Source organism: Blastococcus sp. SYSU D00695 (assembly GCF_054050555.1).
Genome location: NZ_JBJGZP010000027.1, coordinates 26321 through 48919, shown reverse-complemented (window position 1 = coordinate 48919; position 22599 = coordinate 26321). Strand labels below are relative to the sequence as shown.

At 75.6% G+C, this 22599-nt stretch carries 24 protein-coding genes; 14 read left to right on the top strand and 10 right to left on the bottom strand.

Translation table 11 applies throughout. The features are described from left to right. Both ACI781_RS16100 and ACI781_RS16095 read right to left on the bottom strand, forming a co-directional pair. Positions 1-673, bottom strand: a 673-nt coding sequence (locus ACI781_RS16100; protein ID WP_456567131.1) for a flagellin N-terminal helical domain-containing protein, incomplete at its 3' end; no start/stop codon positions are given. A 199-nt stretch (positions 674-872) separates the two neighbouring features. Then, positions 873-1805: a sigma-70 family RNA polymerase sigma factor gene (locus ACI781_RS16095; protein ID WP_456567130.1), complete on the bottom strand. Its 933-nt coding sequence runs from the start codon at positions 1803-1805 to the stop codon at positions 873-875. Between the two features lie 208 nt (positions 1806-2013). On the opposite strand from ACI781_RS16095, the gene ACI781_RS16090 reads away from it, so the two are divergent. The 9 genes from ACI781_RS16090 (at position 2014) to ACI781_RS16050 (ending at position 8798) form a co-directional block, all read left to right on the top strand. After that, positions 2014-2499 (top strand): flagellar protein FlgN, encoded by a 486-nt coding sequence (locus ACI781_RS16090; protein WP_456567129.1) that lies wholly within the window; start codon positions 2014-2016, stop codon positions 2497-2499. Further along, entirely contained in the window at positions 2496-3908 is a 1413-nt protein-coding gene (gene flgK, locus ACI781_RS16085) for a flagellar hook-associated protein FlgK (protein WP_456567128.1), read from the top strand. Before ACI781_RS16090 ends, flgK begins: the two co-directional genes overlap by 4 nt. Continuing rightward, the gene (locus ACI781_RS16080) at positions 3908-4831 is read left to right on the top strand and encodes a flagellin N-terminal helical domain-containing protein (RefSeq protein ID WP_456567127.1); all 924 of its coding nucleotides are present in this window, start codon (positions 3908-3910) and stop codon (positions 4829-4831) included. Before flgK ends, ACI781_RS16080 begins: the two co-directional genes overlap by 1 nt. Beyond that, positions 4828-5232: a flagellar assembly protein FliW gene (gene fliW / locus ACI781_RS16075; protein WP_456567126.1), complete on the top strand. Its 405-nt coding sequence runs from the start codon at positions 4828-4830 to the stop codon at positions 5230-5232. The genes ACI781_RS16080 and fliW overlap by 4 nt, the downstream gene beginning before the upstream one ends. Before the next feature lie 116 nt (positions 5233-5348). Continuing rightward, complete coding sequence (gene csrA / locus ACI781_RS16070) at positions 5349-5624, top strand: carbon storage regulator CsrA (RefSeq protein WP_456567125.1); 276 nt, start codon at positions 5349-5351, stop codon at positions 5622-5624. Positions 5625-5823: 199 nt separating this feature from the next. Continuing rightward, positions 5824-6336 carry a hypothetical protein gene (locus ACI781_RS16065; protein WP_456567124.1) on the top strand — a complete coding sequence of 171 codons (513 nt, stop codon included), beginning with the start codon at positions 5824-5826 and terminating at the stop codon, positions 6334-6336. Between the two features lie 43 nt (positions 6337-6379). Beyond that, a complete protein-coding gene (locus ACI781_RS16060; protein WP_456567123.1) occupies positions 6380-7450 on the top strand; it encodes a flagellar biosynthesis protein FliA in 1071 nt (356 codons plus the stop codon). 278 nt (positions 7451-7728) lie between these two features. Next, entirely contained in the window at positions 7729-8037 is a 309-nt protein-coding gene (locus tag ACI781_RS16055) for a hypothetical protein (protein WP_456567122.1), read from the top strand. Beyond that, complete coding sequence (locus ACI781_RS16050; RefSeq protein ID WP_456567121.1) at positions 8034-8798, top strand: hypothetical protein; 765 nt, start codon at positions 8034-8036, stop codon at positions 8796-8798. The genes ACI781_RS16055 and ACI781_RS16050 overlap by 4 nt, the downstream gene beginning before the upstream one ends. A gap of 36 nt (positions 8799-8834) precedes the next feature. Here ACI781_RS16050 and ACI781_RS16045 read toward each other — a convergent pair whose 3' ends face one another. The 4 genes from ACI781_RS16045 to ACI781_RS16030 all read right to left on the bottom strand — a co-directional run bounded on the left by ACI781_RS16045 (position 8835) and on the right by ACI781_RS16030 (position 14058). Then, a complete protein-coding gene (locus ACI781_RS16045) occupies positions 8835-10853 on the bottom strand; it encodes an NlpC/P60 family protein (RefSeq protein ID WP_456567120.1) in 2019 nt (672 codons plus the stop codon). 110 nt (positions 10854-10963) lie between these two features. Beyond that, on the bottom strand, positions 10964-11242 hold the full coding sequence (locus ACI781_RS16040; protein WP_456567119.1) for a hypothetical protein: 279 nt from the start codon (positions 11240-11242) through the stop codon (positions 10964-10966). A gap of 12 nt (positions 11243-11254) precedes the next feature. Next, positions 11255-12571: a citrate synthase gene (locus ACI781_RS16035; protein ID WP_456567118.1), complete on the bottom strand. Its 1317-nt coding sequence runs from the start codon at positions 12569-12571 to the stop codon at positions 11255-11257. 68 nt (positions 12572-12639) lie between these two features. Further along, positions 12640-14058, bottom strand: a complete 1419-nt coding sequence (locus tag ACI781_RS16030; RefSeq protein WP_456567117.1) for a class II fumarate hydratase — start codon at positions 14056-14058, stop codon at positions 12640-12642. Positions 14059-14362: 304 nt separating this feature from the next. Here ACI781_RS16030 and ACI781_RS16025 point away from each other — a divergent pair, with 304 nt between their 5' ends. The 3 genes from ACI781_RS16025 to ACI781_RS16015 all read left to right on the top strand — a co-directional run bounded on the left by ACI781_RS16025 (position 14363) and on the right by ACI781_RS16015 (position 17512). Further along, on the top strand, positions 14363-15472 hold the full coding sequence (locus ACI781_RS16025; RefSeq protein WP_456567116.1) for a hypothetical protein: 1110 nt from the start codon (positions 14363-14365) through the stop codon (positions 15470-15472). A gap of 185 nt (positions 15473-15657) precedes the next feature. Continuing rightward, positions 15658-16761, top strand: coding sequence for a hypothetical protein (locus ACI781_RS16020; RefSeq protein WP_456567115.1), 1104 nt, complete (start codon positions 15658-15660; stop codon positions 16759-16761). Between the two features lie 88 nt (positions 16762-16849). Further along, entirely contained in the window at positions 16850-17512 is a 663-nt protein-coding gene (locus ACI781_RS16015) for a DUF1707 SHOCT-like domain-containing protein (RefSeq protein WP_456567114.1), read from the top strand. Positions 17513-17536: 24 nt separating this feature from the next. On the opposite strand, the gene glpX is transcribed toward ACI781_RS16015, so the two are convergent. Continuing rightward, positions 17537-18601 (bottom strand): class II fructose-bisphosphatase, encoded by a 1065-nt coding sequence (glpX, locus tag ACI781_RS16010; protein ID WP_456567113.1) that lies wholly within the window; start codon positions 18599-18601, stop codon positions 17537-17539. Between the two features lie 120 nt (positions 18602-18721). Between glpX and ACI781_RS16005 the strand changes: the two genes are divergently transcribed. Next, a complete protein-coding gene (locus tag ACI781_RS16005) occupies positions 18722-19327 on the top strand; it encodes a DUF4245 domain-containing protein (protein WP_456567112.1) in 606 nt (201 codons plus the stop codon). Between the two features lie 122 nt (positions 19328-19449). Next, a complete protein-coding gene (locus ACI781_RS16000; protein ID WP_456567111.1) occupies positions 19450-19776 on the top strand; it encodes a hypothetical protein in 327 nt (108 codons plus the stop codon). A gap of 7 nt (positions 19777-19783) precedes the next feature. On the opposite strand, the gene ACI781_RS15995 is transcribed toward ACI781_RS16000, so the two are convergent. Genes ACI781_RS15995 through ACI781_RS15985 form a run of 3 tightly spaced genes read right to left on the bottom strand, consistent with a single transcriptional unit; the run spans position 19784 to position 22534 of the window. Next, positions 19784-20020 carry an exodeoxyribonuclease VII small subunit gene (locus ACI781_RS15995; protein ID WP_456567110.1) on the bottom strand — a complete coding sequence of 79 codons (237 nt, stop codon included), beginning with the start codon at positions 20018-20020 and terminating at the stop codon, positions 19784-19786. Beyond that, entirely contained in the window at positions 20017-21237 is a 1221-nt protein-coding gene (xseA, locus tag ACI781_RS15990) for an exodeoxyribonuclease VII large subunit (protein ID WP_456567109.1), read from the bottom strand. The genes ACI781_RS15995 and xseA overlap by 4 nt, the downstream gene beginning before the upstream one ends. A 58-nt stretch (positions 21238-21295) precedes the next feature. Beyond that, positions 21296-22534, bottom strand: a complete 1239-nt coding sequence (locus ACI781_RS15985; RefSeq protein WP_456567108.1) for a hypothetical protein — start codon at positions 22532-22534, stop codon at positions 21296-21298. Between the last annotated feature and the right edge of the window lie 65 nt (positions 22535-22599).

Genomic DNA, 22599 nt, shown 5'->3' with positions numbered 1-22599 from the left:
CGGCGGTCGTGCCGGTCGACCAGCCGGTCAGGTCCAGGGTGCGGGCACCGGTGGACATGACGTTGACGGTCAGCGCCGGAGCCGTGGCGCCGGTGTAGGTCAGGCCGCCGGGGGCGGTCGACCACTCGGGGCCACCGGTGGAGACGTCGATCGAGCCGAGGCCGAGCTGGGCGGCGCTCATGCCCTGCGTGACCGCGACGCCGATGGTCTCGCCGGCGTTGGCGCCCACCTGGAACTTGGCGTTGAAGCTGCCGTCGAGCAGCTTGTTGCCGTTGAACTTGGTGGTGGAGGCGATCCGGTCCAGCTCGGAGCTGAGCTGGCTGACCTCGGCCTGGATGTTGGTCTTGGCGGCGCCGTTGAGGCCGCCGTCGTTGGAGGCCTGCACCGACAGGTCGCGCATGCGCTGCAGGATCGAGTGCGTCTCGGTGAGCGCACCCTCAGCGGTCTGCACGACCGAGATGCCGTCCTGGGTGTTGCGGACGGCGACCTTGAAGCCACCGATCTGCGAGCGCAGGCCCTCGGAGATGGCCAGGCCGGCCGCGTCGTCGGCGGCGCGGTTGATGCGGAAACCGGAGGAGAGCTTCTCCAGCGACTTGGCCATCTGGCCGTCGGTGAAGGCCAGGTTGCGGTACGAGTTCATCGCCGCGATGTTGTTGTTCACGCTGAGACCCATGGGAATCCTCCTTGGACGGGGGCCGGAGGCCCGCCGCGTCCGTGCCGCGGGCCTTGCACACCCCCCAACGGCATGTCCCACGAGTCACTTGAGCACCAATTCGCCGGTGGCGCCGCTCATCCCCCCAGCGGGGGAGGAGCCCCCGGACGCCGCAGCGCCCCGGCCGGTGGCCGGGGCGCTGCAGGTCGGGTCGCGGTGGTCACGCGGGGCGGGCGGCCCCGTAGCGCTCTGCCCCGTGGCGGGGGGCGCCGTACCGCTCGGCGAGCCGGGCGCCCCGCGGGGAGGGCACCGGGGCCGGCGGCGCGGGTGGCGGACCGTTGCGGCCGGCCACCCGGTCGACGTAGGACCGCTGCTGGTTGCGGGCGCGGACGCCGCCGTCGGCGGGGACGGCGCGGCCGTCCCACACCTCGCTCATCGCGGCGTGCAGCAGCGTGAGGGCCCGGGCGCGCATCTGCGAGACCCGCGAGAGGGTCACGCCGAGGACCTCGGCGATCTCGGTGAGGGACTCGCCGCCGAAGAAGTTGCGCTCGATCACCTCGTCGAGGCGGTCGGGCAGCTCGCGGATGGCCTGCTGCAGGTAGCGCCCGCGCTCTCCGCGCAGCACCGCCCGCTCGGGCGACTCGCCGGGGTCGGGCAGGTCCAGCCCGCCGCCGCCCTCCCCGCCGGTCTCGGCGTCGATGCTCACCATCACCGCGCGGTGGACGTCGACCTGCAGCGCGTCGAGCTCGCCCTGGCGCATGCCGAGGCTCTCGGCCAGCTCCTCGCGGGTCGGCGGGCGGCCCAGGCTGATCGTCAGGGCGTCCGCGGCCGCGTCGGTGCGCCGGGCCGCGGCCCGGACCGAGCGGCTGGCCCAGTCCCCGGAGCGCAGCTCGTCGAGCACCGCACCCTGCAGGCGCGGCAGCGCGTAGGTGGCGAAGGTGGCCCCGGCGTCGGGGTCGAACCGGCGGGCCACCTCGACCAGCGCCACCCGCGCGCAGGACAGCAGGTCCTCGCGGCTCACGTGGGCGGGCAGGGAGATGCGGGACGCGACCGCGTTGACCGCGAAGGAACACAGGGGCAGGTGGTCGGTCACCAGGGAGTCGACGGAGCCGGCCGACCGCGGACGGGGGACGGCCGGGGATCGCTCGGTCACCGGGGATCGGGCTGCTCGCACGTCCTCCTTCTCGGCACCCCGTGTGCGCCACGGCACCGTGGCCCGGCGGCGAACATCTGACAACGTCCGCCCCTCGGCTTGAGGGTTCCTCGCCCGGTGCCGATGGCTGACCTGCGAGACCACGGGCCGCCCGGTGACCCCGGCGCACGGCCCACGAGGGACGACGGACGAGAGAGGCGGTGGGGACGTGGACTACCAGCACCTGTCGACGTTGCTCTGGCGCGAGCAGGAGCTGCTGGACCTCCTGCTGTTCAAGGCGGAGGAGAAGCAGTACCTCATCGTCACCGGCAAGACCCGCTGGCTGGCCCGGATCGCGCACGAGATCGAGGTGGTCCTCGACCAGCTGCGCACGCTCGAGGTCGAGCGCGCCGCGGTGACCGAGGCCCTGGCGGTCAAGCTCGGCCTGGACGCCAACCCCTCGCTGCGCCAGGTCGCCGAGTCGGCGCCGGCGCCGTGGAACGACCTGTTCGCCAAGCACCACGAGGCCCTGCTGGTGCTCGTCACCGAGCTGCGCAGCCTCTCCGACAGCAACCGCGAGCTCATCGAGGGCGGCCTGGCCGCGCTGGACGAGGCGCTGCTGTCGGTCCGCGCGCCCTCCGCGGGCACCTACGGGGCCTCGGGGCGCACCACCGCCGGCACCAACCGTGCCGTGACCCTGGACGGAGCACTGTGAGCACCTTCGGTGGCCTGACCCGGGCCTCGACGGCGCTGTGGGCCGCGCAGCGCGGCCTCGACGTCACCGGGCAGAACATCTCCAACGTCAACACCGACGGCTACACGCGGCAGCGGGTGGAGCAGCAGTCGATCAACGGCGCGACCGTGCCGGCGATCCACTCGATCGGTGACGGGATCGGGTCGGGCGTCGACTCGAACACGGTGATCCGCATCCGCGACGCCTTCCTCGAGGCCCGTGGCCGGCTGGAGACCGCGACGACCGCGCGGCTGGAGGTGGAGAGCAGCGCCTACACCCAGATCGAGGCGGCGTTCCGGGAGCCCGGGGCGACCGGCATCCAGAAGATGCTGGCCAATGTGTGGAGCGGGTTCAGCGACGTCGCGAACAACCCGACGGAGAAGAACCTCGCCGCGCGCAGCCAGGTCATCGAGCGCCTGCAGACGCTCGCCGCGGGCATCCGGACGACGGCGACCAGCCTGGACAAGCAGTGGGAGGACACCTACGCCGCCCTCGGGTCGCTCGTCAGTGACGTCAACGCCACGGCGTCGTCGATCGCCGAGCTGAACCAGAAGATCCGGCTGGGCAACCTGAGCGGCACGCCGGTCAACGAGCTCTCCGACCGTCGCGACTCCCTGGTCATGAAGCTCGCCCAGCAGGTCGGCGCGACCGCCACGCCGCGGGAGGACGGCGTCCTCGACGTGTTCGTCGGGGGGTCGTCGCTGGTCACCGGCAACACCACGATCGCCATCGCGCTGGCCGGTGGCACCTCGCCGGCGGGCGCCGCCGCGACGCCGCCGAAGCTGGTGACCGCGCCCGGCGGGACCGACCTCCAGATCGGTGGCACGGCCGAGGGGCAGATCGCCGTCCTCGGGTCGATCGTCCCCGGCTACCGCGCATCCCTCGACTCGCTCGCGGCCGGCCTGGCGACCGCGCTGAACACCCAGCACGCGCAGGGCCTCGACCTCGACGGCGTCGCCGGTGGTCCGCTCCTCGGCCCCTCCTCGGGTGGCACCGTCACGGCGTCGAACATCACGGTGACCCTGACCGACCCGCGCAAGCTCGCCGCCGCGGGCGTGGTGCCCAGCGGGGCGGTGACCGTCAACGGCAACAACGCGGACGCGCTGTACCGGCTGTCCCTGGCGCCGACGGGGGTCGACGCCACCTACCGCGAGATGATCGTCGGTCTCGGCGTGCAGTCCTCGGTCGCCAAGGGCGACCTGCAGGTGCAGACCGTCGTCCGCAACCAGGTCGACGCCGCCCGCGAGTCGGTCGCCGGCGTCAACCTCGACGAGGAGATGACCCGCATGATGTCGTACCAGCACGCGTACTCGGCCGCGGCCCGCCTGGTCACCGCGGTCGACGAGACGCTCGACACGATGATCACCCGGATGGGCCTGGTGGGCCGCTGATGAGGATCACCCAGCGGGCCGTCGCGCAGACCAGTCTCCTCGGCCTCAACCAGAACCTCGCCCGCATGGCCAAGCTGCAGGAGCAGCTGACCACCGGCCGGGTGCTGAACGCGCCGTCGGACTCGCCGACCGGCACGAACAAGGCCATGCAGGTGCGGCAGAGCACCGACGCGGTCATGCAGCAGGCGCGCAACATCTCCGACGGGAAGGGCTGGCTCGACGCCGCGGACTCGGCCCTCACCACGATGCTCAACCAGGTCCGCCGGGTGCGTGACCTGACCGTGCAGGGACTGAACACCGGGTCGGTCCAGGGTGACTCCGCGGCCGCCATCGCCACGGAGGTGACCTCCCTGCGGGCCAGCCTGCTCGGCGTGGCCAACCAGACCATCAACGGCCAGCCGGTCTTCGGCGGGGCGACCGGCCAGGCGCAGGCCTACGACCCGACGACCGGCGCGTTCCTCGGCGTGGGCGGCACCGTCGCCGGGGTCGACCAGACGGTCCCCCTGGTCCGCCGGGTCTCCGACACCGAGGTCATCCGGGTGGACATCACCGGCCCGGAGGCCTTCGGTGAGCAGGCCCCCGGGCGTGACCTCTTCCGGCTCGTCGGCGACATCGCCGGCCACGTGCTGACGGCGGCGGCGGACCCCACCGACCTGCAGACCGACCTCGGCGACCTGGACAAGGCCATCAGCCGCATGCTGACCGCCGCCGCCAGCATCGGTGCGCGGTCGGCGCGGCTGGTCTCGGCCCAGCAGGTCAACACCGACCTCCAGCTGACCCTCAAGGGACAGCTGTCCGACGTCGAGGAGATCGACCTCCCCAGGACGATCATGGATCTCAACATGCAGAAGACCGGCTACGAGGCGGCCCTCGGTGCCACCGCCAAGGCGATCCAGCCCAGCCTCATGGACTACCTCCGGTGACGCTCGCCCCCGTCGCCACGATGCCCCTGCTGGGCATGGTCCAGCCGGTGCCCGGCTTCCCCGACCACCGTGACTACGTGCTCGTCACGGCGGACGGCGACGGGCTCCTGTTCTGGCTGCAGTCGCTCGACGCCGACGGTCCGCGGTTCCTGGCCATCGCCCCGGCCCGGTACTTCCCGGACTACGCGCCCGAGCTGCCCCGCTCGGTCTGCGCCGACCTCGGGCTGACCGACCCGGCCGACGCCCGGCTGTTCTGTCTCGTGACGGTTCCCGACGAGGGTCCCGCCGCGGCGACGGTGAACCTGCGGGCGCCCGTGGTGGTCAACCCGGCGACCTGGCGGGCCACCCAGGTCGTGCTCACCGACAGCGCCCATCCCATCCGGCGGCCACTGCGCCGATAACGACACTGGCGCGCCCGCGCCGCACCGCACACGGTGTCCCGCCGCAGCCGGCGGCACGCCGTCCCCCGCCCGGCGGGGGTGCCACGGAGGCCACAACGACCCATGGAGGGGTTCCCATGCTCACACTGACCCGCAGCGTCGGCGAGACGATCCGCATCGGCGACGACATCGAGGTGCACGTCGTGGAGGTCCGGGGCGGCACCGTCCGCCTGGGCTTCAAGGCCCCGCGCGAGGTGACGATCCACCGCGAGGAGGTCTACCGGCAGATCGCCGAGGCCAACCTCCTCGCGGCGCAGGTCACCGCGGACACCCTCGGTGCCCTCGCGGCGTTCGCCCCGGCCCCCGCGCCGGCCGACGGCGACGTCCCCGCCGGCGGTGCCCCGACCGCCTGACGCATCTGCACCGCCCGGCCGCCCGCCGGTCGTCAGAAGCTGACGACGACGAGGCGGCTGGGCGCGCAGGGGGCATCGACACGGGCAACAAGTGCCGAAGTGGACCCCCCACAACTGCGGATGGCACAGCGAGTCTTGTGGCGTGGGCGCCGTCGTCATGCGCCAGAGTTGCCCCCAAGCACGACAAGGGGGCGATTCCATGTACCGCAGCGCTGACCAGGCCATCCCGGCCGGGACCGTCGATCTGACGACCGACGACCTCGCGGCGACCCAGGCCGACGCGGACCTCGCGGCCGAGGCAGCCGAGGAGGCCGACACGGTCGTCGTCCACGTCGCCCTGCGCCCCCGGCGCGGCTCGGCCCGCCGCTGCCTGGCCGGGCTCGCCGCGCTCGCCGCCGCGCACCCCGACGTCGCGGTCGCCGTGTCCGGGCTGGGCAAGGACGAGCGCACCGTGCGGGTCACCGTCGGCGTCGAGCTCGGCCCGCGCGCCGGCGTGGCCCGGTTCTCGCCGCAGGCCCAGGCCGCCTACGCCTTCGTCAGCGAGCTGTTCACCACGCTCTACGACCACATGCCGGTCTACACGGCCGAGCCCGGCCCCGCCGAGCGCGCCGCCGCCGCGGGCCTCATGGCCAGCCTCGGGGTCGGCGGGCCCGCGCCCGCCGTCGTCCCCGCGCCGCGCGCCGTCCCCGCCACCGAGCACGCCCTCGCCTGAGCCGCGAGCCCCCACGCGACGTCCTCTTCCCCAGGAGCCTCCCGTGACCGCCACCGCCGCCCCCACCCGCCAGCCCCTCGTCTTCGGGGGCATCCCCGAGGCCGAGGGCTTCGCGCGGGTCCCGATCACCCCCCGGGACCGCGTCCACTTCCGCGCCGACCGCGAGCTCCCGCTGGAGGAGTTCCGCGCCGACCTGCCCGACGGCGTGACCGTCAGCCTCGACGCCGGCGAGGGCCTGTACCGCGTCGACGGCGCCTGCGGCCAGGGCGCGGTGCTGGCCGACTGGGTGCGCGCCTGGTGCGCCGGCCGCGGCATCACCACGGTGGGGCTGCGGGCCGAGGCCGACGTCCGCCGCCGCGCGCCCCGCGACCTGCCGCCGGCCTTCCTCGACGAGCTGTGCCGGCACTACGCCCCGCTCAGCCTCAAGCGCCTGCAGCGGAACATGAGCACGATCCGGCTGCACCTGCCCGACCCCGACGACCTGACCCAGCAGGTCTACGAGTGGATCCTCAAGGCCGTCGGTCAGTTCGACGAGAGCAAGTCGGTGCCCTTCGGCGCATTCCTGGCCACCCAGCTGTCCAAGTGGGTGCACGACCTCGGTCGCGCCGCCCACGGCCGCACCGCCGCCGACACCGAGAACAAGCAGCAGAAGGCGATCGCCGCCTTCGTGGCCGAGCACCAGCGCCGCCCCTCCGAGAAGGAGCTGGCCGCCTACATGGGGCAGAGCGTGGCGACCCTGCGGCGCAACTCGCAGACGGTGGCGACCCTCAACGGCCTGCGCAACCTGCAGTCGCTGGACGGCACCCCCGACGCGGCCGAGGTGCTCATCCCCGACAGCCACGAGGCGCCCGACGACATCATGGACGAGGCCGAGCAGACGCTGCTGTCGCACGCCCTCACCGCCGCCTGCGCCCCGGACCCGACGGCGCGGCGCGAGCAGCGCGCCGGCCAGCCGAACGTCCTCGGCTGGGCCACCTGGTACCTGACCACCTGGGGCGGGGTCACCAAGACCCAGCTCTCGGCCGACCTGGGCACCTCGGTGCGCAACATGAACGTGCACGCCGACCGGGTCGAGCGTGCGCTCAAGGCGCAGCTGGCCGAGCTCTCCGACTGAGAGAGGCCCCCACCACTCGCACGCTCGCGGCGGGCCCCTGCAGCGGGTGCCGTCAGCTCACCCCGGCCCCGGTCCCGCGCGGACCGGGGCCGGTGGCGTCCCCGGGGCCGGACCGCGGCTGGATCCGTCCGGGAATTCGTGACCCGAGCGGGTCCGAAGGGCGTCGGGACTGCCGATATCTCCGGTGTGACCCCCTCCCCGCTCCGCCGCCCGGCGCCGGGGACGTCCCCGGGGGGCCCGAGCTGAGCGCCCTGGCGGCGGGGGAGCCGACCCCCGACGTGCTCGTTCCGTTCTGGCTGGCCGCGCCCGAGCGCGCCGCCCTCGCCGCCGCCGTGCGCGCCGGGCTGGCCGCCGACGAGGTGCACCCGGTCACCGCGATCCACCTCGCCGACGTCCTCACCGAGCTGCACGTGGCCATGGCCCGCGACGCCGTCTGGCCGGACCCGGCCGCCCGGGTCCGCCGGGTCACCGGCTGGGACGACGACGTGCTGCCGGTGCGGCTGTCGGCGATCGAGCGCGCCAGCGTGCTCGCCCTCCCGCAGTTGCCGGGGGCCCTGCGCGCGGCGCTGGCCCGGGAGCCGCGGTGAGCGACCGGCCCTTCGGGCGCGCCAGCGCCGGTCTGCTGCAGCGCCTGCGGCCCGTGCCGATCGACCCCGCGGACCTGCGGGACGTCGCCCTCGAGGTGCTGCCCGGGCTCGGGGCGCCGCGGCTGCGCGCCGCGCTCACCGACGACCGCGTCGACGGCCCCGTCGTGCTGCTGCGCGAGGACGAGCGCGCCGTCCGCGCGCCGCTGCGGGACCTCGCCGAGGACATGACCGCGGCCGGTGTCGCGCCGACCCCCGACGGGCTCGCCGCGGCGCTGCTCTCGTGGGTCGCCCACCGTCCGGTGCCCGACGCCGCGGCCGACGCCGCCGGGGTCGCCGTCCTGGACTGGACCGACGAGCGCCGGTCCGTCGTGGGGTGGCGCGTCGTCGTCCGCCGGGGAGCGCTGGCGCTGCCCTGGTCGCCGTCGTCCCGCGCCGGGGCCGCCGACGTCGCACGGGTGCGCGCGGCGGCGGTCGCCCGGGCGGCGGACGTCGAGACCGAGCTGCGGGTGCAGGGCCCGGTGGCGCTGTGGTCGCACCCGGACGTGCCACTGCTGGCGTCGGCGCCCTTCGTCGCCCCGGGGCGGGTGCTGGACCGGGTCGCCGCCGCCGGCGTGGCGCTGCCGGACATGCAGGTGGTGCTCACCCCCGGCCGCCCGGTGGCCGGCGCGGTGGCCGGCGTGGCCGCGCGCCTGGCGGAGGCGACCGGGGAGCCCTGCGTGCGGCTGCCCTGGACCGCCCTGCCGACCCTGCCCTGGCGGTAGACCCGGCCGGCGCCGCCCGGCGTCAGGTGCACGGCGTCAGGCGTCGAGCAGGTGGCCGAACTCCCAGTGCCACGGCTCGGGCTTCTCGCCCGACGGGCCCGCCCAGTCCGGCTGCACGAAGCCGAACCGGCCGGCGTTGGCGGTCATCCACCGCCACTCGGCGCTGCCGCCGTGGTTGATCCCGCCGCACAGGTCGACCGCCAGCGCCCACCCGTGGTTCGACGTGCCGGGCACCGCCGCGAGCCGCGGCTTGGCGCGGAACGCCGAGACCTGCGCGGCGAAGGACCGGTAGGAGTCGGTGATGCACATGGGCCGGCCGAAGGCCCGGGCGAACTCCTGGGCCATCGCGGCGTAGCCGGCGGCGGCGTCACAGCGCAGCGCGTGCGAGTCGCCGATCGAGCACAGCGCCGAGGCGGGGATGCGGCCGTTGCCGAAGCCGCCCCAGGACGGGCTGACCGGGCCGACGGGGGCCGGCGGGGCACCGCAGGCGCCGTTGCCGGAGACCGCGGCCGGCAGCTCGGGGTTGGCCCGGTCCGGGGCGGGCAGGGTGACCCGCACGGTGCCGACCGCCGCGGTCATCGGCCGGACGCCGACCTGGTAGCCGGCCGCCGAGGCGCCCAGCACCTGGCCCTCGCCGACGTAGATGCCCACGTCCGCGCCGCCGTCGGCGAACACGAGGTCGCCCACCTGCAGCTGCGCCGAGGGGACCGGCGAGCCCGTGGCCCACTGGTCGGCGGCCGCCGCGGGGAGGCCGGAACCGGCCTGCACCCACGCGGCCGCGGTCAGGCCCCCGCAGTCGTAGGCGTCCGGGCCGGTGGCGCCGGCCTGGTAGGGGCGGCCCAGCTGCGCGAAGGCGACGCTGACCGCCGCGACGGTCTCCGCCGAGAGCACGGTGACCGGCCGGTTGCCGGCGATGGCGAGGGCCACGCCGGGGACCGGGGCGCCGGCCGCGTCGCGGGCAGGGGAGAAGCCGTCGGGCAGCGCGGCCGGGTCGGCGAGCTGCGCCGCGGGCGGCGGCACGATGCCGGCGACGGCCAGCGTGCCGAGGTAGTCCTGCCAGCGCCGCAGCGCGGAGGCGTTGCGCTCCTGCTGCTCACCGGCGGCCGGGACGGTGCCCAGGCCCGCCAGCTGCGCGGCCGTGGCCGGGACCAGTCCGGCGACCTCCCCGCGCACGCGGGTCAGCAGAGCCTGGGACTCGGCGACTCCGGCGTCCACGGCGATCCGTGCCGCGGCGGTCGCGGTCGCGGCCGCGCGGGCGGCCTGCTCGGCGCGGGCGGCGCGGACGACGTCGACCGAGCGCCGCTCGTCGGCCCGCTCGGCCAGCGCCGCCAGCCACAGCGCGTCGCCGGCGCCGTCGGGGGCGTGCACGTCGAGTGCGGTGAGCGGGACGCGCTGGTCCAGGGTCATGCGGTACAGGTCGGCGGCACCGTCCCCGACGGTCGCCCGGGCGGCGTCGGCGGCGGCGCGGGCGTCGGCCTCGGCGGCCTCGGCGCGGGCCAGGGCGTCGCGCCGGCCGACCAGGTCCTGCTGCAGCCGGCGGTAGCGGGCGGCGTCGTCGGCGAGGCGCTGCTGCACGGCCACGGCCTGGCCCGCCGGGTCGGTGGCCGCGGCGGTCGCGGGCACGGGCGGGGTGGGGGAGAGGGCGCCGGCGAGGACGGGCAGGACGACGCCCAGGGCCACGACCGCGGCGCGGCGCTTCCACGCCCCGGCGTGCTGGGTGGCCAGGAACCGCCGCCACGCGGCCGGGCGGGCGGGGCGCCGGGAGGTGGGACGACGGGTGGTCCGCCCGGCGCTCCTCGTGTTCTTCCGGGTGCCGGTGCTCGTGCGGGTGCCGGTGCTCTTCCGGGTGCCGGTGCTCGTGCGGGTCCCGGTCGCCGTCCGCGCGGTGGTCGGACCCTCGCCCGCGGCGGCGGCTCGGGCCGCCAGCAGGGCGCGGAGGGCGGCGGCCTCCTGCGGGGTCAGCTGCGGCCGGCCGGTGGCGGTCCGGGGGCGGGCGGTCCGGGGTGCGGCGGTGCTGCGGGTGGCCCGGGGGGCGGGCGTGCGTGGTGCGGGCACTGCGGGTCCCCCGGCGGTCTCGTCCTACGTGGCCGGCGCGCTGCGGTGCAGCGGCCTCGCCGTCGTATCGACGGGACGCGGGGGTGCCCGGAGGGGGTGGGGAGGGCGGCTCACCCCTCCGGGTGAGGGTGGTTTCCGGTGCGTGTCGCCCGATCGGTGGACCGGCCCGGCGCCGGCGTCCAGCGGGGCGGGGTGGGGGCCCACCAGGCGCCGTGCTGCTCGACGAGGGGCAGCCGGTGCTCCGTGCCGTCCTCGGTGCGGACGACGAGCGCCACCTCGGTGATGCGCCTGCCCGCGGGGGCGACGTCGTCACCGCCGGGGAGGAGACGTCCGGTCGCCAGTGGCAGCGGCGGCAGGACGACGACCTCCTCCCCGGGCGGCTGGGACATGAGCGCGACCCGTCAGCGGTCGCCGAGCTCGACGAACGAGCGCTCGGTGGGACCGGTGTAGAGCTGGCGGGGACGGCCGATCTTGGTCGACGGGTCGGCGATCATCTCGCGCCACTGGGCGATCCAGCCGGGCAGCCGACCGAGCGCGAAGAGCACGGTGAACATGCGGGTCGGGAAGCCCATCGCCCGGTAGATGAGGCCGGTGTAGAAGTCGACGTTCGGGTAGAGCTTGCGCTGCACGAAGTAGTCGTCCGACAGTGCGATCTCCTCGAGCTGGCGGGCCAGGTCCAGCAGCTCGTTGTCGCCGCCGAGCTTGTCCAGCACGCTGTCGGCGGTCTTCTTCACGATCGCCGCGCGCGGGTCGTAGTTCTTGTAGACCCGGTGGCCGAAGCCCATGAGCTTGACGCCGGGCTCCTTGTCCTTGACCCGCTTGACGAAGCGCTGGATGTCTCCGCCGTCGCGCTTGATGGCCTCGAGCATCTCCAGGACCGACTGGTTGGCCCCGCCGTGCAGGGGGCCGAACAGGGCGTTGATGCCGGCGGAGACCGACGCGAACAGGTTGGCGTGCGAGGAGCCCACCAGCCGGACGGTCGACGTGGAGCAGTTCTGCTCGTGGTCGGCGTGCAGCACGAACAGCATGTCCAGCGCCGCGGCCAGCTCCGGGTCGACCTCGTAGGGCTCGGCGGGGAACCCGAAGGTCATCCGGAGGAAGTTCTCCACCAGGCCGAGGGAGTTGTCCGGGTACAGGAACGGCTGGCCGACCGACTTCTTGTACGCGTACGCCGCGATGGTCGGCAGCTTCGCCAGCAGCCGCAGCGTCGAGATCTCCACCTGGCGCTCGTCGAACGGGTCGAGCGAGTCCTGGTAGAAGGTCGACAGGGCGCTGACGGCGGAGGAGAGCACCGGCATCGGGTGGGCGTCGAGCGGGAAGCCCTTGAAGAACTGCTTGAGGTCCTCGTGCAGCAGCGTGTGCCGGCGGATGCCCGAGTCGAAGGCGGCCAGCTGGTCGGCGGTGGGCAGCTCGCCGTAGATCAGCAGGTGGCTGACCTCCAGGAAGCTGGCTCGGCCGGCGAGCTGGTCGATGGGGTAGCCGCGGTAGCGCAGGATGCCGGCGTCGCCGTCGATGTAGGTGATGGCCGAGGTGCAGGCCGCCGTGTTGACGAAGCCGACGTCCAGCGCGACGTGACCGGTCGTGGTCAGCAGCTTGCTCGTGTCGAACCCGTCGGCGCCCTCGGTGGCGGCGACGACGGGCAGGGACAGTTCTCCACCGGGGTAGCGCAGGGCGACGTCAGGGGTGGCTACGTCGCCGGCGCTCGTTGTCTCGCTCATCGGGGAGGACGCTACTCACTTCCGGTCGGCCCGCACACGTCGTGCTCCCGACCGACCGGGACCGTCGGTCAGGGGTGGGTCATCGAGAGGACGTCGAGGGCCTCGTCGAGCTGCGCCTCGGTGAGCTTGCCCTGGTCGACGTAGCCGCGCTCCAGGACCACCTGGCGGATCGTCTTCTGCTCCGCCAGCGACTGCTTGGCGACCTTGGCCGCCTCCTCGTAGCCGATGTACTTGTTCAGCGGCGTCACGATCGAGGGGGAGGACTCGGCGTACTCGCGGCAGCGCTCCACGTTGGCGGTGATGCCGTCCACGCAGCGGTCGGCGAGCACCCGGCTGACGTTGGCCAGCAGGCGGATCGACTCGAGCACGTTGCGGGCCATGAGGGGCAGCGTCACGTTGAGCTCGAAGACGCCCGTCGTGCCGGCGAAGGTCACGGCGGCGTCGTTGCCGATCACCTGGGCGGCGACCTGGATGGTCGCCTCCGGGATCACCGGGTTCACCTTGCCCGGCATGATCGAGCTGCCCGGCTGCAGGTCGGGCAGGTTGATCTCGGCCAGGCCGGTGCGCGGGCCGGAGCCCATCCAGCGCAGGTCGTTGGCGATCTTCACCAGGCCCACGGCGATGGTCTTGAGCTGGCCGGAGCCCTCGACGAGCGCGTCCCGCGAGCTCTGCGCCTCGAAGTGGTCGCGGGCCTCCGACAGCGGCAGGCCGAGCTCGCCGGCGAGCTTCTCGATGATCGCGGCGGCGAAGCCGGGCGGGGTGTTGATGCCGGTGCCGACGGCGGTGCCGCCCAGGGGCAGCTCGCCGATGCGGGGGAGCGAGGCCTGCAGCCGCTCGATGCCGTAGCGGACCGCCGCGGCGTAGCCGCCGAACTCCTGGCCGAGGGTGACCGGGGTGGCGTCCATGAGGTGCGTGCGGCCGCTCTTGACCACCTCGGCGTACTCGGTCGCCTTGCGCTCCAGCGAGGCGGCCAGGTGCTCGAGCGCGGGCACCAGGTCGTTGACGATCGCGCTGGTCGCGGCGACGTGGATCGCCGAGGGGAACACGTCGTTGGACGACTGCGACGCGTTGACGTGGTCGTTGGGGTGGACCGGCCGGCCGAGGGCCTCGGTGGCGAGGGTCGCGATGACCTCGTTGGTGTTCATGTTGCTCGACGTCCCCGAACCGGTCTGGAAGACGTCGATCGGGAAGTGCGCGTCCCAGTCGCCACGGGCGACGGCGCCCGCGGCGGTGCCGATGGCGTCGGCGACCTCGCGGTCGAGCACGCCGAGGTCGGCGTTGACGCTCGCGGCCGCGCCCTTGATGGCGGCCAGGGCGCCGATGAGCGCGCGCTCGATGGGGGTGCCCGAGATGGGGAAGTTCTCCACGGCGCGCTGCGTCTGCGCCCGCCACTTCGCCCAGGCGGGGACCCGCACCTCCCCCATGGAGTCGTGCTCGACGCGGTACTCCGCGGCGGCGGTCTCGGGGGTCGTGTCGGCAGGGGGCATGGCTGCGCTCCCGGTGGGGTGAGGGGGGTCGGTGCTCCGGGAGGACCCTAGATGCCCCCGGCCGCAGGCCCCGGGGCAGGCGGCCCCGCGCGCTCCGGCCGGGCCGGCCGGAGCGCGCGGACGCCGGTCCGGTGCAGTCGGCCGCCAGCGTGTCGCAAGTCGGCCGCAACCGCTGGTGGAGACGGTGCTCGTGGGTCCGCACGTGACCCGACCGTGCTGGTCGGGGCCGGTGGGCGCACATAGCATCCCCAGGCCACGACAGGCCGAGGAGCCGTCGTCCCTTCGCTCGAGGAGTGTCCGCACCATGTCCCAGCCGCCGTTTCCGCCTCCGGGTGGCTCCGACCCCTCGGGTCAGCAGCGCCCCGACCAGGGTTGGGGCCAGCAGCCGGGCCAGGGCTCGCCCGCGGAGGAGCCCACCCAGCAGCTCGGTCAGCCCGCGCCGCCCACGCAGCAGTTCCAGGCCGGCCAGTTCGGCCAGCCCGGTGGCGAGCGTGACGAGACGGCCCAGTTCGGCCAGCCGGAGTACGGCCAGCAGCCGCAGTACGGGCAGCAGCCCGAGTACGGCCAGCAGTACGGCCAGCCGCAGTACGGGCAGCAGCCGGAGTACGGCCAGCCCCAGTACGGGCAGCAGCCGGAGTACGGCCAGCAGTACGGGCAGCCGCCGTTCGGTGGCCCGGGTGGCCCGGTGCCGCCGCCCGGCGGCTTCGGCCCCGGCGGTGGCTCCTCCGGCGGTGGTCGCGGCAAGCTGATCGCGATCATCGTCGCGGTGGTGGTCGTGCTCGCCGGTGCCGGCGTCGGCCTGTTCTTCCTGCTCAAGGACGACGGGGACGACGGCGACCGGGCGGCCGCCACCACCAGCGCCACGTCCACCTCCAGCTCGGAGGAGACCACCGACGCGCCGTCGACGACGCCGTCCCGTCCGACGACCCCGTCCGGCGGATCGGGGTCGGGTGACGTCCCCGAGGGGCAGCCGCCGACCGGTCTCGGGGAGGACACGACGGGCTCGCTCCAGCAGCTCGCCGAGGCGTGCTACGAGGAGGACTGGGCGGCGTGCGACGAGCTCTACCTCACGAGCGACGTCGACAGCGCCTACGAGGAGTACGGCGACACGTGCGGCGGTCGCAACGCGCCGTCCGGCCTCTGCGCCGGCCTGTACGGGGACGGCGGCGCCGACACCCCGGTGACGCCGAACGCGGACGTGCCGGCCGCCGGCCCGCCGCCCGCCGGCACCCCGGCCGAGTTCCAGACCTTCATCGACGCCTGCGTCGCCGGTCAGATGTTCGGCTGTGACGTGCTGCGCGGCGCCGAGGGCGTGGCGGGCTTCGAGGAGATGTACGAGTACGGCCTCACCTGCGGCGGCCGCAACGCCCCGAACGAGGACCAGTACTGCGTGGAGATCTACCCCGGCGCCTGACCGGCTGCGGGTGCTGCCCGCGCGTGCGACGGCCCCGTCGTCCCGGATCCCGGGACGGCGGGGCCGTCCTCGTCTCCGGCCCCGTCCGGGTACGGCCCGGTCCGCGCCGGGCCGGCCGGGCGGCGCATAGCATCCCCCCGTCACGGCCCGCCGTGATCCCGGTCGCCACCTGCGAGGAGCCCGCCGTGTCCCAGCCGCCGTACCCGCCTCCGGGCGGCTCCGACCCGTCCGGCCAGCAGGGGTGGGGCTCCGGGCAGCCCCCGGAGCAGCCCACCGGCCCGCAGCCCGGGCAGCCCGGCGGTGGGTGGGACCAGACGGCGCAGTTCGGGCAGCCGCCCTACGGCCAGCAGCCCGGATACGGGCAGCCCGGGTACGGGCAGCCGGGGTACGGCCAGCAGCCCGAGTACGGGCAGCCGGGGTACGGGCAGCCCGGGTACGGGCAGCCGGAGTACGGGCAGCCGGGGTACGGGCAGCCCCCCTACGGCCAGCCCGGGTACGGGCAGGCGGAGTACGGGCAGCCGCAGTACGGCCAGCCCGCGTTCGGTGTGCCCGGCGGCCCGGTGCCTCCGCCCGGCGGGTACGGACCCGGCGGGAGCGGTTCCTCCGGCGGCGGGAAGCTGGTCGCCATCATCGTCGCGGTGGTGGTCGTGCTCGCCGGCGCGGGGGTCGGCCTGTTCTTCCTGCTGCGGGACGACGGCGACGACACCGCGACCCCCACCACGACCTCGCCGGTCACGACGACGGAGGACACCCCTCCCTCGACCGCGACCTCCAGCGCGGTCGAGTGCCGGGAGCCCTCCGGCGGCGGGTCCCCGGGCGTACCCGACCCCGACAGCCCGTGTGACATCACCGAGCCCGACCCCGACGGCGACCTGCTGCCGCTGGCCGAGGACTGCGCCGACGAGGACTGGGACGCCTGCGACACCCTCTGGTCGCACAGCCGCAGCGACTCGGACTGGGAGACCTACGGCGCCACCTGCGGCGGTCGCAACCCCGCGGCGCCCGGACTCTGCGTGGCCACGTACGAGGGGGGTGCCACCGCGCCGAGCACGACCGACGGCACGAGCCCGGGACCGATCCCCCCGGCGACCATCCCGCCCACCGGCCTGGGGGACGACCCGTCGCTGAACGCGCAGGCGCAGGCCTGCTACGACGGCGACATGCGCGCCTGCGACGACCTGTACTTCGCCACGGAGTCCGGGTCGCCCTACCGCGGCTACGCCGACAGCTGCGCCGGCCGCCAGCCCGAGGGCACCGGCCAGCTCTGCCGGAACACGTTCCCCGGCTGACCTCCCCACCGGCCCGCGACGCCGGCGCGCCACCCCGGGCGGGGGGTCGCGCCGGTGTCGTCGCGCGGGCGACCTCTACGGTCGGGGCGTGACCGACAACGCCGAGGGGACGCCGCCCGTCCGTGCCTCCGACGCCGACCGGGAGGCCGTGGTCGCGCGGCTGCAGTCCGCCCTCGCCGAGGGGCGGATCGACGTCGACGAGTTCGGCGAGCGGGCCGAGGCCGCGCACGCCGCGGTCACCACCGCCGAGCTCGCCGGGCTGGTGGCGGACCTGCCGGGCCCGACCTCGCCGGCGGCCCCCGCCGCGGCCGAGGTGGTCGGGGGCCGGGCGCCGGAACGGGTGACCTCGTTCTTCGGCGACGTCGTCCTCCGGGGGACGACGGGCATCCCGCAGGCGGTCGCGGCCGTGTTCGGCGACATCCGGCTGGACCTGCGGGGGCTGCGCAGCAGCGCCGACCGGCTCGAGGTCGCCCTGGGCGCCGTCTTCGGCGACGTGGACGTCGTCGTCGACGAGGGCGTGGAGGCCGAGCTGCGCGGCTGGACGGTCTTCGGCGACAAGCGCACCGAGCTGGCGCCGGTGCCGCGCACCCCCGGGACGCCCCTGGTGCTCGTCAGCGCCCGGACGGTCTTCGGCGACCTGCGGCTGCGCAGCCTCGCGCCCGGGGAGCCGACGAGCCGGTGGCGGGCCCGCCTGCACCGCGGGCGCCGGCCACCGCCTCCGCCGGTCCCGCCCCTGCCCCCGGGCCCCTGAGCGGGGCCCGCGGGCCGGGCGTTCTCAGCTCTCGGTGTCGTGCCGGTCGAACGGGACGGCCGAGTAGGCCCGCAGCTTCTCCAGCGAGTGCAGGCTGTCGATCAGGCGGATGGTGCCCGAGCGCGACCGCATGACCAGCGACTGCGTGGTGCAGCCGCCGGCCCGGTACTGCACGCCGCGCAGCAGCTCGCCGTCGGTCACGCCGGTCGCCACGAAGAAGACGTCGCCGGCGACCAGGTCGTCGATCGTGAGGACCCGGTCGAGGTCGTGGCCGGCGTCGATCGCCTTCTGCCGCTCCTCGTCGTCCTTCGGCCACAGCCGGCCCTGCAGCGCCCCGCCCATGCACTTGAGCGCGCAGGCCGCGATGATCCCCTCCGGGGTGCCGCCGATGCCGATCAGCATGTCGACGCCGGTGCCCTCGCGGGCGGCGGCGATCGCCCCGGCGACGTCGCCGTCGCTGATGAACTTGATGCGCGCGCCGGCCTCGCGGACCTCGTGCACCAGCTGCTCGTGCCGCGGCCGGTCGAGGATGCAGACCGTGACGTCGGCGACCGAGCTGTGCTTGGCCTTGGCGACCCGGCGGATGTTCTCGGCGACCGGGGCGGTGATGTCGACGACGTCGGCGGCGGCGGGGCCGACGGCGATCTTCTCCATGTAGAAGACGGCCGACGGGTCGTACATGGCCCCACGGTCGGCCACGGCCATCACCGAGATCGCGTTCGGCATGCCCTTGGCCATCAGGGTCGTGCCGTCGACCGGGTCGACGGCGACGTCGGTCTCGGGGCCGTACCCGTCGCCCACCTGCTCGCCGTTGTACAGCATGGGCGCCTCGTCCTTCTCGCCCTCGCCGATGACGACGACACCGCGCATGCTCACCGTGCCGATGAGCGCCCGCATCGCGTCGACCGCGGCGCCGTCCCCGCCGTTCTTGTCCCCGCGCCCGACCCAGCGGCCCGCGGCCATCGCGCCGGCCTCGGTCACGCGGACCAGCTCCAGGGCGAGGTTGCGGTCGGGGGCGGGACGGTCGGAGAGGAAGGTGCTCGCGCGGCTGGTCGAGCTCGGCCGACCGTCGGGGAGCGGCAGGGACACGGGACCTCCTGGGGGAAGGGCCCTCTTCCTGGATCCCGTCGCACGCTCGGGGAGGCCCTGGAGGGGGGCGCGGACGCGCGCGGTCGGCCGCGCGGGGAGCAGTGCTGCGATCCTAGGCGTATGACCACGGTCGGCCCGTCGGGCCAGCAGCAGCACGGCACCCCCGAGGAGGAACTGCCGCCGCCGGTGTCGGCGGTGGAGCGGGCCAACCGGATGAGCGCGGCCAACATGCTGCGCTCGCTGGCGCCGCTGGTGGTCCTCTGCCTGGCCGTCGTCGGCTGGCTGGCGTTCGTGCGCGACGACACCGACCCGGTCCGCGCCGTCGACCCGTCGGGGAGCATCCGGACGGCCGCCGAGTACGCCCGGTACCCGCTGGAGGCTCCCGCGGACCTGCCCGCGGACTACCGCGCGACCGACACCGACTTCACCGGCCAGCCCGACGGTCCGGTGACCCTGGGCATCGACTACTCGACGCCGTCGGAGGAGTACGCGCTCTTCGTGACCAGCGACGACCCGGAGGCGGCCGCGGTCGGCGACGTCCTCGAGGGCGCGCAGGCCGACGGCACGGTGGGCATCGGCGGGCGGGAGTGGGCGCGCTCGACGACGGCGCGCGGGGAGACGGCGCTGTCGCTGCAGCAGGACGGCGTGACGGTGCTCGTGACCGGAGGCGCCGCCGACGACGAGCTGCAGACCATCGCGGCCGCCGTCCGCCCGGTCGCCGAGTGAGCGCCACGTCACGAGTCGGGCACGCGCCGGTGTGGCGCGCCGAGTTGCGGACGGGACGGGGAGGACAGTCCTCGCTCCGGCCCGTGGGATCCCGGGGCACCGTGCTCAGTGAGGAGACCGGCGTGAACGGATCCGGCTCGTGCCGCGGCGGGGACCACCGCGCGCCCCAGGACGGCGGTTCGTGCCCGTGCGGCATGGTCACGCGCGTCCCCGCCCGCCGTCCCGCGGCCCCTCGCCGGAACGACACCGGTGCTGCCCCGGACCCCGCCGACTCGAACGCCGTCGGCCTGGACACGGCTGCGCTGGCACTGCTGGAGCGCTGCCTGCGCGAGGGCACCGGTGCGCTGGACCCGGCCGCCTCGACGCTGCTGCGCGACCGGGCGACCCGGCTGCTCGCCGCGCTCGACCTCGCCGACGGGGCGCCGGCCGCCGCGGAGGCCGCCGCCTGAGCCCGGGCTAGCGCTGGTCCTCGGCGGGCGCGGCGGCGGCCAGTCGCTCGCGGGCACGCTCGAGCCAGTGCTGGCACAGCTCGGCCAGCTGCTCACCGCGCTCCCACAGGGCGAGCGACTCCTCGAGGGTGAGCCCGCCGGCCTCCAGCCGCCGCACCACGTCGGCGAGCTCCTCGCGGGCCTGCTCGTAGGTGGTCGTGGGCTCGGTGCTCGCGGCGGGGGCGCTCTCGGCGTGGGTGCTCACGGCTGCCCATCCTCCCTGGCGACGCGCACCGGCAGGCGGCCCCCGGCGACCCGGACCGTGAGCCGCTCGGCGTCGGCCACCTCCGCCGGGTCGCGCACGAGGGCGCCGTCGGCGCGCTGGACGACCGCGTAGCCGCGCTCCAGCGTCGCGGCGGGGGAGAGGGCGGCGACCCGGGCGCGGGCGTGCTCCAGGTCGCGCTCGGCGCCCTCCACGCGGTGGGTGAGGGTGCGCAGCGCGCGCCCGCGCAGGGCCGCGACGTCGTCCGCCCGGCCGTGCAGCATGCGCTCGGGTGCGGCCAGCACCGGCCGGCTGCGCACGCCCTCCAGCCAGCGCTCCTGCTGCTCCAGCCGGCCCGCCAGGACGTGCCGGGCGCGGGCCCGCAGGGTGGCGACCAGCCGGCTCTGCTCGCCGATCTCGGGGACCACCCGGTGCGCCGCGTCGGTGGGGGTGGCGGCGCGGACGTCGGCGGCGTGGTCGACCAGGGTGGTGTCGGTCTCGTGGCCGACGGCGGTGACCACGGGCGTGCGGCAGGCGGCGATCGCGCGGACGAGGCCCTCGTCGGAGAAGGGCAGCAGGTCCTCCACGGAGCCGCCGCCGCGGGCGATCACGATGACCTCGACGGCGGGGTCGCGGTCCAGCCGCTGGAGGCCCTCGATGACCGAGCCCGCCGCCGACGGCCCCTGCACGAGGGAGTGGTGGACGGCGAAGCGGACGGCCGGCCAGCGCCGTCGCGCGGTGACCAGCACGTCGCGCTCGGCGGCGCTGTCCTTGCCGGTGACCAGCCCGACGACGGCCGGGGCGAACGGCAGCGGCCGCTTGCGGGCGGCGTCGAACAGGCCCTCGGCGGTGAGCAGCCGCCGGATGCGCTCGATGCGGGCCAGCAGCTCGCCCAGGCCGACGGCGCGGATCTCGGTGGCGCGCAGGGAGAACGAGCCGCGGGCGATGTAGTAGTCGGGCCGGGCACGGACGATCACGCGGGCGCCCTCGGCCAGCTCCAGGCCGGGCCGGTCGGCGACGTCGCGCGCGCAGGTCACCGGCACGGACAGGTCGGCCGCGGGGTCGCGCAGCGTCAGGAAGACGGTGGCGGCCCCGCGGCGGGACAGCTGGGCGACCTGGCCCTCGACCCAGACCTCGCCGAGCCGGCCGATCCACTCGGCGACCTTGCGGGCCACCGTGCGGACCGGCCACGGCGCCTCGGGGGACGACGGGCTGGTCATGCCCCGGAGGGTGGCACGTGGGGACGACGGACCTGCCGGCCCGAGGGCCGCGCGGCGGTCACAGGCCGCGCGGCGCCAGCGGGCTGGACTCGACGGCCTGCCGCTCCACCTTCTCCAGGCGGTTGCGCAGCATCCGGACGAAGGGCTCGCGGTTGCGGGTCGCCTCCTCGTAGGCGAGCAGGTCCGAGACGGTGGCCAGCTGGTAGCCGCGCAGCCGGCCGCGCAGCTGGGCGACGGTCCAGCCGTCGTAGCCGGCGATCGGGGCGCTGCCGGCCGCCTGCGACCCGGACAGCTCGCTGCCGCCCTCGGGGTCGTCGGTGGGGGGCGCCCCCGCGTCGTCGACGGTGGCGCCGACCGCGTCGACGGCGGCACCGGCGGCGATCGCCGCGTCCTCCTCGGCGGTGTCGGCCCCGCCGACGTCGGTGCGGACGCCGGTGGCGGCCGCGACCGTGGTGCCGCCCTCGTCGACGGCGGTGTCGGCGTCGGTGGTGGCCTCGGCGTCGGTCGCGCCGGTGTCCGCGTCGGCCTCACCGGCCGGGGCCGGGCCCGGCTCGGCCGGCTCGAGGTCGGCGGCGGACTCGGGCGCGGCGACGGCCTCGTCGGTGACGGTCGCCGCGACGGTCTCGACCTCGCCCGTGGGGCTCAGGACGTCGACCTCGGTGACCTCGCCGGCCGTCCCGACGTCCGGGACGCCGTCCACCTCGCCCACGGGGGACCCGCCGGGATCGGCCGGGAAGGCCAGGGTGCCGTCGGTCTCCAGGAGCGCGGTCTCCAGCGCGTCCTCGGCGGTGAGCACGGCCGCGGCGTCGCCGGGGGCGGCCCCCTCGCCCGCGTCCCGCGCGGTGACCTGGTCGGTGATGTCCTGCAGCGTCTCGACGACCTCGGCCGGGTCGGGGGCGGCCGCGAGCCCGGAGACCTCGTCGTCGACGAGGGCCGTGTCGTCGTGCGCCGGCCCGTCGTGGTCGGGGTCGTGGTCGGGGACGACGGCGGCCGCCCGGTCGAAGGCCGAGGCGCGCGCCGAGGCGGCCGGTGGGGTGGCGGCGGCCGGGACGTCCTCGTCGTCGTCGAAGGTGGCCAGACCGGGCTCGTCCTCGCCGCGGATCCCGGTGAGCACCTCGTCGCCGCGCGCGACCAGCCCGGCCCACTGCTGCTGGACCTTGAGCGCGGTCTGCATCGCCAGGCCGACCAGCCGCACCGGCAGCCCCGGCAGCGACTCGGGGATCTTGCGGGCCTCGTCGAGGACGGTGGCGGCCAGCCCGACGTAGGCGCGGATGGGCTGGGGGATCTCACGCGACATGCCGTCAAGGGTGCCGCAGCCGTCGGCGTCCGGCAGCACGGTCCCCCCGGATGTACCCGGTCCGG